General features: G+C 51.6%; 9 protein-coding genes. 2 read left to right on the top strand and 7 right to left on the bottom strand.

Annotated features, from left to right (window positions below; all coding sequences use genetic code 11):
• Positions 1-18 precede the first annotated feature (18 nt).
• Together KF839_RS00840 and KF839_RS00835 are read right to left on the bottom strand one after the other, a co-directional pair.
• Positions 19-2,682: a hypothetical protein gene (locus tag KF839_RS00840; RefSeq protein ID WP_292915915.1), complete on the bottom strand. Its 2,664-nt coding sequence runs from the start codon at positions 2,680-2,682 to the stop codon at positions 19-21.
• A gap of 151 nt (positions 2,683-2,833) precedes the next feature.
• Positions 2,834-4,318, bottom strand: coding sequence for a DegQ family serine endoprotease (locus KF839_RS00835; RefSeq protein WP_292915914.1), 1,485 nt, complete (start codon positions 4,316-4,318; stop codon positions 2,834-2,836).
• Between the two features lie 125 nt (positions 4,319-4,443).
• Between KF839_RS00835 and yaaA the strand changes: the two genes are divergently transcribed.
• Both yaaA and KF839_RS00825 read left to right on the top strand, forming a co-directional pair.
• Positions 4,444-5,226 (top strand): peroxide stress protein YaaA, encoded by a 783-nt coding sequence (gene yaaA / locus KF839_RS00830; RefSeq protein ID WP_292915913.1) that lies wholly within the window; start codon positions 4,444-4,446, stop codon positions 5,224-5,226.
• Between the two features lie 39 nt (positions 5,227-5,265).
• Positions 5,266-5,640: a nuclear transport factor 2 family protein gene (locus tag KF839_RS00825; RefSeq protein ID WP_292915912.1), complete on the top strand. Its 375-nt coding sequence runs from the start codon at positions 5,266-5,268 to the stop codon at positions 5,638-5,640.
• A 42-nt stretch (positions 5,641-5,682) separates the two neighbouring features.
• On the opposite strand, the gene KF839_RS00820 is transcribed toward KF839_RS00825, so the two are convergent.
• The 5 genes from KF839_RS00820 to KF839_RS00800 all read right to left on the bottom strand — a co-directional run bounded on the left by KF839_RS00820 (position 5,683) and on the right by KF839_RS00800 (position 11,776).
• Complete coding sequence (locus KF839_RS00820; protein ID WP_292915911.1) at positions 5,683-7,023, bottom strand: OprO/OprP family phosphate-selective porin; 1,341 nt, start codon at positions 7,021-7,023, stop codon at positions 5,683-5,685.
• A gap of 24 nt (positions 7,024-7,047) precedes the next feature.
• Positions 7,048-7,974: a PHB depolymerase family esterase gene (locus KF839_RS00815; protein ID WP_292915910.1), complete on the bottom strand. Its 927-nt coding sequence runs from the start codon at positions 7,972-7,974 to the stop codon at positions 7,048-7,050.
• 26 nt (positions 7,975-8,000) lie between these two features.
• Positions 8,001-9,716, bottom strand: coding sequence for an ABC transporter ATP-binding protein (locus KF839_RS00810; RefSeq protein ID WP_292915909.1), 1,716 nt, complete (start codon positions 9,714-9,716; stop codon positions 8,001-8,003).
• A gap of 45 nt (positions 9,717-9,761) precedes the next feature.
• Complete coding sequence (locus tag KF839_RS00805; RefSeq protein ID WP_292915908.1) at positions 9,762-10,835, bottom strand: P-loop NTPase family protein; 1,074 nt, start codon at positions 10,833-10,835, stop codon at positions 9,762-9,764.
• 290 nt (positions 10,836-11,125) lie between these two features.
• Positions 11,126-11,776, bottom strand: coding sequence for a hypothetical protein (locus KF839_RS00800; RefSeq protein ID WP_292915907.1), 651 nt, complete (start codon positions 11,774-11,776; stop codon positions 11,126-11,128).
• Positions 11,777-11,822 lie beyond the last annotated feature (46 nt).

The following is an 11,822-nucleotide window of genomic DNA, read 5'->3' as shown; positions in this document are numbered from 1 at the left end:
GTGCTGCAAACCGGCTTTTCAATCCGTCATTCCCGCATCGTTGCGCGGATTGCTGCGGCTATGGATGGTAAAAACATCGACCAGACGGAATACCGGCGATGTCGCTTGGGTAAAATCTTCTACCGGCTTATCAATGCCGATGACGTAACCGGTCAAACTGTCCCCGGTCAATTTGAAACGGATCATGTGCCGGTAACATTCGGAGCGGCTGCCGCCACCCGCTTCGTTATTGTGGCCGTTAAATGCTAAAGCGGTGGCAAAATACCAGCCCAGCCAAATGCAACTAAAAACCGCACCCGCCAGAAATGCGGCCAGCAGCCGCCAGCCGTCGACCGGGATTAACTGGCCTTGGGTTGCGGCAATCAATGTGAAAATTCCAACCGCAAACCACGCTGCCAGCAGAAAATACCCCAGCCTGGTTTGATCACTCAAAGGAAATTCTTTTTTTACCAGACTGTCCAGCGTAAAAATCCGCCCGACCAATAAGGTCACCGCAGCGGTGGCGGCAGCGATGACAAACAAACTCACCCAGTCGGCATAAAGCGCCAGACTAACCGGTACTGCCAGCAACAATGCCGCGCACCAGGCAGCGATCAGCGCCAGCCGGATTTTGCCGGTTGCGTTCCTGAACAATTGCCCGCCCCAGAAATAGGCAATCGCGACCAAACCGATCGTCATGACAAGCCAGACGACGACAATCAATAAATTGAAAGTCATGATAGACGTCGAATAAGTCCCGTAACGCAGCATGCCGAAAATCAGATAAGCGGCGGCTAACGCACCGTATCCCCAGAAAGGAACCGCTTCCAAAACCATTCCCGGACCGATTCCGAGTTTCTGATAAAATTCAGCGGGAAAAATGGATGTGTCGCGGTGCGTTTTGCTGCGTTGATCCAATAGATCCCGGTAGCGGCGGCTTAAATAAAGCAGTAATGCCGCAACCACGCCCGACATCAGCATCAATAGACCGGCCATCAACGGATGCGGCGGTTGTTCGTGGTTCATGACGATAAGCAGCATCAGCACTCCGGCACCAGCCAGCACGGGCGTCATGAAGAGCATAACGCTTTTCCGCCATGCATCGGCGTCGGCCTTAAGATTGTCTTCCAGCGACACTACGGGTGTCATTATTCGAGTGACGAACTGCTGCAATTTGCCGGATTGCTTATTTTCTCCGGGCTGTTTCTCCGGTTTTGTGGCTCTCCATAGAGCCAGCAGTACCCCGGCGAATAGCACGAGGACCATCAGATTGAAAACATAACTGCCGGTGAAAAAGCTAACGTTCGCTATGTCAGGATCGATCTGCAATGCCGACTGAATTCTTGACAGTATGCCGTCCTTATTTGCGAGCACCGGATGAAAGCCGCTAAAAATTTGCTGGAAAAGCGATACCGTGCTTTGCGGAATCGTTACCGCAAAATAACTCAGGAATGCGACCAGGCCGCCAATCAACCAGATATAGCCGCCGGTCCAGATAGTCAGCGGATTGAGCAAAGCCCGCGTAAATAACTGGTGCGAATTTCTACGGTGCGGGTAATGCGCGCGCCTTGGCACTTCCGCCATATCGGTATGGCTCGGATGCAGAAACGCGCCGCCGCCACCGGCAACCACCGACGCATAATTGGCCGGCATGGCATCGCCTTGCCCGCTGCCCCAGTAACGTTCGTAATGATGCGTATCTCCGGCAATATCCAAACGGCATTTACTGTCGTCCAATTTCCCCGCATGATTTTCGACGAAACTTGGCTGCAGCCCGAGACGCTGAAAGGTATCCACCAATGCGGCATCCGGTTTTGCCCATCTGCCGAAAACCGTGCTCGGTTCGGGCGTTACGACGATCAATTTTGACGGAACGTGTTGCTGCAATTCTCTTTGCACAGCATCCTGACGGTTGCTATCGAACAGTTCGCCAGTATCGACCAGCCTGTTACAGAAGCTGGATACGAAAAACGCTTGCTGGCGTTTATCCATCTTGCCATTTTGCGAATCCAACCCCCATAATCGCCAGCCGAACGGCAATTGCATATCGACATAGCTCGCTTCTTGGGTGCGGATGAAGCCTTTCAGGCCGAGCTGCGGGTCTTTTTCATCGTTATCAGTTCCCGTATCCGATGAAATCGGCTCGCGGAATTGGCGGTTAAAACCATCCAGCGCATCGTAATAATCGTGATTGGCGGGAATGCCGTAAACCGGCCGCCGGTCGATGGTTTTACCGTTCTTGACCAGATCGTCGTAAGCGCAATTGAATGGGGTTTGAAAGCGCTCCATCAATGACGCGGTATCGGCGACATGATAAGCGGTATCGCCACCGACAAACAGAAATTCCCCGCGCGGCAGCCGTTGCGCATGGGCAGCATCCCCGGATAGGACAACGGTGTCTCCCGGACGCTGGCCGATGCTATCAGCGACCCAAAGATCGCTCATGCACAAATAACCGATATTGTAGACAGCATGCATGCCATCGCCGGTATCGGCGATGAAATCGAACCAGTAAGCATCCTTGGCGAAGTCTTTATTCGGCGCTTGAATGACTTCCGCTTTCATCCAATCTTTGGGATCTTGCTTATCCCCCATGAAGGTATAAGCCACAATCAATTTTAGCCCGGCCAGCAGTTCCCGTCCCAGCAGCCATGCAACAGGCGGTTTAAACCTGGATTTATTACAATTGCCAGTATCGTTCATGGAGGTGGCCTTCGATTCGGTAGTTGGAGACAATAGCGATGTTTACATTCAAGAAAAGCCAAGCATTGTAGCCGATATTTACTGTGCCCATCATCGGCCCTGACGCCCGGAGGAAATGAATCCTCCGGGAAGTCTCGGGAAATTGCTCAGACTAGCGCCAGCTCAGCACCACATAACGCGACACGTCGTCGTCCCGCACTAATAGCAATACTTTGCTATTGGCGCTGCTTTTCACCGCCTGATCAAACTCGGCGGCGCTGTTAACGGCTTTGCGATTGACCTCGAGAATCACGCTGCCGCGGCTGATACCGGCCATCATTGCGACCGATCCGGACGCTACCTCGGTGACGATGACGCCTTTTCCGGGTTTGATGTCAAATTGCCGCGCCACTTCGGCGGTAATCGATTGCACCGTGATACCCAGTTTATCACTGGCTTGCGATTCTTCTTGCGCGGCTTGCTTATTGTCAGGAAGCTTGTCGATACTCACCGATACCGTGCGTTGCTTGCCATCGCGGATGATATCGAACGTTACTTTGCTGCCCGGCTGTTCCGCGGCGACGCGATTGCGGAATTCGCCGGTATCGCTGACCGGCTGGCCTTGGAAATTTAGAATGACATCACCCGGCTTGAGCCCTGCTTTTTCAGCCGGTGAATTCTTGGTCACTTGCGCGACGAGAATACCTTTGTCGGTACTCAAATCGAATGATTTCGCCAGATCGGGCGTCAGCGGCTGGATCATGATGCCGAGATAACCGCGCACCACTTCACCTTTCTCGATCAATTGGTTGGCAATGCGTTCCACGAGATTGATCGGAATGGCAAAACCGATCCCCATATAACCACCGCTGCGGCTGAAAATGGCGGTATTCATGCCGACCACTTCACCATCCAGATTGACCAACGGCCCGCCGGAATTGCCAGGATTGATCGCCGCGTCAGTCTGGATAAAATCTTCATAGTCGTTGATGCCGAGCGAAGTGCGGCCTTTGGCACTGACCACTCCGACTGTCAACGTATGGCTCAGGCCGAACGGATTGCCGATCGCCACCACCCATTCACCCACTTCCAACTGTGAATAATCGCCAATCGGAATCGCCGGCAGACCACTTGCGTCGATTTCGATCACCGCGATATCCGATTTCGGATCGGTACCCTTGATGGTTGCATCGAACTCCCGGCCATCGAGAAATTTGACGCTGATTTTGTCGTTGCCCTCGACCACGTGGTTATTGGTCAGAATATAGGTCTTTTTACCGGGCTTGGCGGCGGCAAACACAAATCCCGAACCTTGCCCGACCACGGAACGCTGCCGCCCGGGTTGTTTCTTGCCCGGCTCATTAAAGCGGGGCATGTCCGGAAAACGGTCGCCAAAAAACCGTTTAAAAAAATCATCGCCGAACGGCAATTGCTGGCCATCACCAAATGGAATACCAAACGGCGACACCTGCGCGGCTTCGGCTTCCCGTTCGACCTGAATCAGCACCACTGAAGGCGATACCTTGCGTGCGACCGCGGCAAACGCTTTACCGGTTTGCCGCAAACTCTCAACACCATTATCCTGCGCCTGCAATTCGAGCGGCATCAGCAATGCGGCGATTGCTATGATAAAAAAATTACGATACCGAATCATCATTTCGCTCCTCTGTTTAAATTTTTATGTTTCCAGCTTACCGTAATTGGGGATTTGGGTTGCAAATTACAAGCAAGCAATGTGAAATCATCAAATCTGGTAGTATTTTTTATTTTAGGGCAAAACACATGATCATTGTTATTTCACCGGCAAAAACGCTGGACTTTGAAACACCGCCGTTGACGCAAACACATACGCAGCCGGATTTTCTGGACGATTCGGCGCTGCTGATCGAAACATTGCGAAAACTGGAACCCGGCCAAATCGGCGCGATGATGTCGATCAGCCCGAAGCTGGCGACGCTCAACTCCAATCGCTATTTCGCTTGGAAACGGCCGTTTACGCTGCGTAACGCCAAGCAAGCAATCTTTGCGTTTAAAGGCGATGTGTATACCGGCCTGGATGCCGACACCCTGACAACCGATGAATGGGCGTTCGCGCAAGATCATTTGCGCATTTTGTCGGGATTGTACGGTGTATTGCGGCCGCTCGATTTGATGCAGCCATACCGGCTGGAAATGGGCACCGCGCTTAAAAATTCGCGCGGTAACAATCTCTACGAATTCTGGGGCGACACCATCACCCAGTCATTGAACCGGGAATTGCAAAAACAGCAAGATGCCGTCTTGATCAACCTGGCATCGAACGAGTATTTTCAATCGGTCAAGCCGGATTCCCTCAATGCCCGCATCATTACGCCAATCTTCAAAGACGAGAAAAACGGCGTATACAAAATCATCAGTTTCTTCGCCAAAAAGGCCCGCGGCATGATGAGCCGCTATATTATCCAAAACCGATTGACCGATCCCGAAGGCATCAAAAACTTTACCGTAGCGGGTTATCGCTTTAGCGCGGGCGACAGCGGCAAGGATGACTGGGTGTTTACCCGCGCCGAAACCAAAGCAGCCTGATAGCCTGTAACCATAATCCGGATTTTTATCGAATACACCATGAATAATTTTTCACACATCGAATTGGCAAAAAACTACGTGACTTTATCCAATCTGCACGATCTCGCACGCATTCAACCTCTGTTCGCTGCCGACGCCACCTATCACTCCGCATTCTTCGGCGAGTTCCAGGGCCGCGATATCATTTATTCGATGATGGCCGGTTTTTTTACCCGTTTTCCGGATGCGCATTGGGAGGTTTCCGGTTATCGGGAAATTGAAAACAACGGTGTGGAATTCGCCTTCACCATGACCGGCAGCGATACTGAATCCGGCAAGAAAGTCGAACGGCACGGTCTGGAACGGATATTCTTCACGATCGAAGGATTGATTCGGCATATTGCAGTTGATAAGCCGGCGGATAACTCAGAATGACAAGGTAAGCGTTCAATCCGCGCCAGGTAGCGTCATTGAGGGTCAAAACGCAATCTGCATGCGCGAAAACAAGATTTTCTCGGTAGGCCGATGATGATCGGCTGCGCCATGGCTAAAATGCGTTTGATCGTAGTCTATTTGGAATTTCACGTTCCGGTTGAGATACCAATTGATGCCGATGCCGAAGTCCTGCGCTTTGCTTACCGAGCGATCCCGATCGAACAAGCCGTGCGCGAATGCTTTGGTATCAAGGTTCAGTGCCGAGTATCGCGCCACCAATTGCACCGCGCCTAACGAGCCGATGCTTTCCAGGGCGAAAGGTTTGCTAGGGCGCATTCTTCGAAAAGAAGCATCACCATTCAACAGTACCCACGATAATTGAACTTGGAAAGCATCGTTTGTAACTTTGTCGCTAACCGTGCCGAACCTGATATTCTGCTGAGAGATCGTGTACTCACTCATAATTCCAAACGGCCCCCAATGATAATAAAGTTGCGGACCGATCCGTTCCCGGCTGCCATCCGCGTGAGCCCCTCTCGCGTACCTAGCAATCGATTGCTGTCCCGGTGAAATAAAGGCGGGTAAATTTGCATCGCCCGCTTGGCTGCTGCCGCGCTGCGTTCCATAACTATAGGCGATGCCCAATCCCAATCCTTCCAGGAATTCCGGTCCGGTATGTTTTAACGGGTGCGCAAATACACGCGCGACAAAATCAAAACCGCTGTTATTCGAATTAATGACACTGTCACGCAAACCGGCACTGTTATCGATATTTCCGCTAAAAATACCAAGCTGATACTCGGTCGTGCCCCCAAGGATTTCACCAAAGATTTGCGCGCCGATTTCACGATTGGGAGCCAAATTAGTCGGAAAGGCGCGTTCGTTAAACGCCAGCGCCGTAGCCGATTGCAATCGCTCCAAGCCAAACGGCGCCTTGAATTTACCGGCACGCAGATTAAATGATCTGTGGAAACGGCGTTCGGCATAAACATCGAGAATACCGGGCGCCGCTGAAAAACTTGGCAAGATATAAAAACGATAGGTCTTGCCGAGCCTGACTTCGAGCAATGGCTGGATACGCCGCAACAGAAAATTATCTTTTCCTAAATCGATACCGTCTTCAAAATAAGTGCGTGAATCCAATTGCAGAAAACCACCTAGCCGGATTTCATTGCGGCCATTGCTCCAGCGATAACCGGTGCCGGAATCTTTAAAGAAAAACCCGGACTTTCTTCTCTTGCTCTTTTTCTTCTTATCCGTGTTGTTCTTGACTGCCGGCTCTTGGAAAGTATCGAATGTATCTTCTTGAGCATACCCATCCGTTGGCACGAACAAACAATACAGAGTGACCATCAGCATGCTTAACAAAAAAACTTTCATCATGAGCTCTGACTTCCGGGCGCATGCTTAGGCGCGATTAATCGTCAATGCGCTTGAAAAAGTAAGCTGACGAAGCATGCCGGAGGGAATAGCCACATCGTCAGCAAACAAAAAGTCAAAGGTTCTTTCACCCATTTCACCGCGCCGCATGCTGATGGAAAACGAATGCGGCGAATCGGGAAGCAGTTGTAATGAATAGTTTGCCGGCAATCCGAAAGCGTGCGCTTGTGCCGACATTGCTTCAATCCATCGCTTTCCCCGTTCAATGCGGGTACTGCCTTGCAAACGATCGATTCGAGATGATTGATTAAGCTCACGATCACGATGATTGTCCCGCTCTCCGATTAAAACACAAACGGGAATCTGTAAAAATTGCTCGGGATTGAAGCGTATCAGCGGTAGGTTATGAGACGCCATGGTTCCTTGCGGAAACTTCAGCAGCCGATCGGGGAAGGTATACCAGCCCGCGGCTCCGAGAACAACTTTGGCGATACGATGCGGGTAAGCCATCATATAACGATGCGCAAACTGGGCGCCGCCGGAATAACCGAACAAATAGAACTTGCTTGCATCTGCGCCAGTAAGCTGAGCAACTTCCGCCACAATGGCGTTTAACGCAATATCCGCACGCTTCCCTTTGCGGCCCAGGCGTTGATAATCGGGAAATTCATCTTCGGGAAAAAACGGTGCAATCAAAACCACGCCATATTTTTCAGCGAAGACGGAAAACTCCCGGGCATGTTGCTTAGCATTCCGTGAAATCCCGTGCACGGTGACAAAAATTTTGGCATTGCTCGCGCCTTGTTTTGGGATGTAAAGAAAATAGCTTTGTTTCCAATCGCTTTGCAAGCGGCATTTCTTTACAATTCCGCGCTCCCATGCGGTTTGTGAAAAAGTTTCACTTCGCGCACGCTCCGTAGCCATCGCATTCACGGAAGACATGAATAAAAACATGAACGTAATCCTCCAGGCAACTCGTTTCAAACGGCGATCGCGTGATGAATGCCGAAAAATCGTGCGGTTGGACCATTTCCGGAAAGAACTTCCGCAGGCGGCCCGGCTTCGAGCAATTGACCTGCAACCACATACCAAATCACATCAGCAGCCATGAGATGCCGCGGCTGGTGCGTGACCATCAACACCGTCCCTTGAAATTCCGCAAGAATTTCATCCAGAACTTTGCTTGCTCGTTGATCCAAATTAGCATCGGCTTCATCGAGCAGCAACAGCGCCGGGGTTCCCAACAGCGCGCGCGCCAACGCAATTTTCTGCCGCTGTCCTAACGATAAACTCAAGCCTCCTTCGGTAACCCTGGTTTTATCGCCTTTTGGTAACTGCGCCAATAACTCATCAATACCGCATAACCGCCGTACTCGCGCAACCTCTTTATCCGGCGCCCGGCGCCAGCGGTAACGCAGATTGCGATCGATAGTGCCGCGTAATAGCGGTAAATCAGGACTGACCATGGCGATAGCCCGGCGAATCGAATCCAGGTTATGTTCCGCAAGATTCTGACCGTCAAGCATAACGCGGCCTTCCTGCGGATCCATCAATCGGGCCGCCAGCGACAACAAGGTCGATTTACCCGCGCCATTGGGTCCGACAATCGCAACGACCTTGCCGGGCTCGGCCACCGCGCTAAATTTGTTAGCCCCTCCCGTCACGCTAACCGCATCAAACTCCAGCCGTCCGGACCCCTTGATCAAATCAGGCGCATTATCCGCCTGCGAAGTAAGCGAAGGGCTATTCAAAAATTCCTGAATCCTCTCGCGCGCAATCGAAGCGCTATGCCAATACTCTTGAACACGCCCCAAATCCCGCAATGGCGGCAACAATATACCAACGATGCTGATGGCGGCCATTACCGCGCCGACACTGGCGGTACCGGCAGAGATAGCAAACATCCCCGCCAATAGCGTCATTGCCGATGTCATCGCCACCGAAAATTCGGTAACCCCCAAAATCTGACCCGCGACGCGCGCACGCGCGATCATCGATTCCTGCAAGCATTGTCCCTGGCGGACGAGACGTTGCCGTTCTCGGTCGACTTGACCAAACACCTGAACCACCGCGATACTTGCAACCTTCTCGTTGACATTGGCTGCCAGATTGCATAACCGCCGACGCGATTCAATGGCTGCAGCGCGCATCCGTTTCCCGAAAAGATACGTGAGCCAGGCACCGGCCGCCAGCGACGCGGTCACGGTTAAAGCCAATTGCCAGTGAATAATTCCGAGCAGTATTAACGCGGATACTGTCGACACTCCCGCCACTGACAGTCGCGCGAGCCCCAAACTAATCCAGCGCCGCAACGAAGTCATATCGCCGACGAATCGCAGGGAAACGCTGCCACGGCTTCGTTTCTGCAAGATTCGCGGTGTTAACGCGCTGAGACAGTCGTACAATGAAACCCGCACTTCGGCTGCATAATGCTGCCCCATCGATTCCGCATCCACACGCTCAAGCATGCGCAACCAGCTAATGCCGGCTGCTGCGACGATTAGACCGGTAGCCAGCAATAACACGTGCAGATTGAAAACCGGTTGCCCGGAAGTCAAGAAACCGTCAAACAATTCTTTGACCAGCCAGGCAGTTACAACTGCCAGTGCGGCTTGCGTCAAACCATTGGCAACCAGACGGATAAACAACTTTCGACGATATCCGTGAAGAATCGAAGGAATTTTTATCGTTTTCATAAAGAATAAACCTGAATCGGATTGAGCGGCTGGCTCTGGACGCCGTTAGCCGGCCAGCACGCTATGACCGAGCGGCTGCTTCTGTTGAACTTGTAAAATATCGGCAATCGTGCCCGCTGAGAGCGCTGCCTTATCGAGTACCGGCAATCCAAGCGCCTTTTCTGTTTCAAAGATCGCCAATGGCGATGCGGTCAGCCGGCCACTGATCGCTGTGAGTGGTAATTTTTTTTGTTCTAACAGCTCTGCTCCCGCCACCGCTCCCATGGCATCGCCCGCCGCAAAAATAAGACTGTCAATGTTTTTTGCAAAAACCTTGGAATTCAGCAATGCGGCTGTCTCGCGTTGCAACAAACCATCCGCGACTTCCACGACAATTGCGTCAATATTGGCGGCGCTTAAATTCGTAATCAGAATCTCAATAATCTGATCGATTTGTTCGGCCGATAGCAGGTAGGTCGATGGATAACCGGCATGCGTGAAATCAAGTGTTAACTGCGAACCGGCGTCGGTCATGAGCCACGTATCCCGGCCAGAACCGGTACCCGTGATTTTGGCTGCGCCCACCCGGAAACCCGCATTCACCAGGCCGCGGATCATGCATGCGGCCGTAGTCGTTTTACCGGCGTTCATTGAGGTGCCAAAAACCCCGACGGTATACGGACGGGGAAACAAATTGACGAGTTTCGGTAGCGCCGTATTTTTTATGTTGATCCGGCGATGATCGCTATCCGCTAACAAACCAATCGGCTCAATTTCCGTCGGCGCTTTGACGCTTGCATGGCGGTAATTCATACGCGCCGCGATGCCTCCGGAAGCCACCAGATCGCAGGGCCCCAAGTCATCCGGCACATGCGCTTCATACTGATCCGGAGCGTACCGATTGCCGTAGCATACGATAATCTCATCGCCTACAAACAACGCCGCCCGCCGCCCGTGTGCCAATTCCAAACCGGAATGATGACCGATCCTGGCGACTCTGGCCAACACCAGATCACCGGCACGAGGAACAACATTCGCTCCGTTCATCAGTGTTACCACTGATTCCAATTTTTGATTTCGTGGGGTGTACGCCATTTTGGCTTTCAATAGGCGCTCTTGGGTAATAAATGATAGGTTCATTTGGTTTTCCTTTATAAACAGAATCCCACTTCATTGGAATTCATTGAATCAATCCGGAAGAGTTGCCTGTAAATATCAATTCTTTGCATTCCCATAACAGCTTTGCTCGTCCGCTCACTTTATTCATTCACACTCATATGGAAACCTTCCATTTCCCGTGAATGACTCAAAAAAAGACGTAACAACCCCCTTGCGGCAGCATTCCTTAATGAATGACCGCGCTGCTGCTATCCGGTTAGAAACGATTTCTGATTGGGAAAGGCTTGTGCCTTTCCCGATTGGCTGATTGGTTAGCTCAATACGCTCACGTCGTCCCAACTGATTTGGTCCGGCATGACGCCGACGAGTGTGATTGAAACATCCGGACCAAAGTCGACGATGAAGTTTTGACCGTCATGGTGTATGTCGGTAACGAAACTGGCCAAATGTTCGCGCGAAGTTAAGCCAAGACCGGTATCGAACACCAAATCATCGCCATCCAGCGATTTAAAATCATCGATACGCAAATGCGATGCTTCGCGAATTACAAAATCGTCAGCACCATTGCCGCCCGAGCAATCCTCGCCCGCGCGTACCGCGATAAAATCATCGCCATCCGTGGGCGAATACCGCAGCTCACCCGAAAATTTTGGTACGACGCCGCTGGCATCCGATGATACCTGCCACTGTTCGGAAACACGCACATATAGCTGATCGCCATCCGCATCCGCATAACGCGTAATCTCGGTGCCAAAAGGTTTTACCTCGGTCCGAACGACATCGCCATTGGCTTCTACGACATACGTTTCGGTGCCATCGTCATCGATCGATTTGGGCTTCAAAACACCATCCTTCAGTTCGTACACCGCCGTGACTTTACCGTCCACGATGTCGAATTTAAATGTTTTGTGGCCGCTTCCGGATGAACTGTCATCATTGAAATCATCACTTCCTGAGCTCATTGTTATCTCCTTTGATAATATGGTAGTAAAAACAATCAGTGTATTT

It is taken from the genome of Nitrosomonas sp., from assembly GCF_019635155.1.
In the GTDB taxonomy this organism is placed as follows: domain Bacteria; phylum Pseudomonadota; class Gammaproteobacteria; order Burkholderiales; family Nitrosomonadaceae; genus Nitrosomonas.
This window is presented reverse-complemented; position numbering and strand designations above follow the sequence as displayed.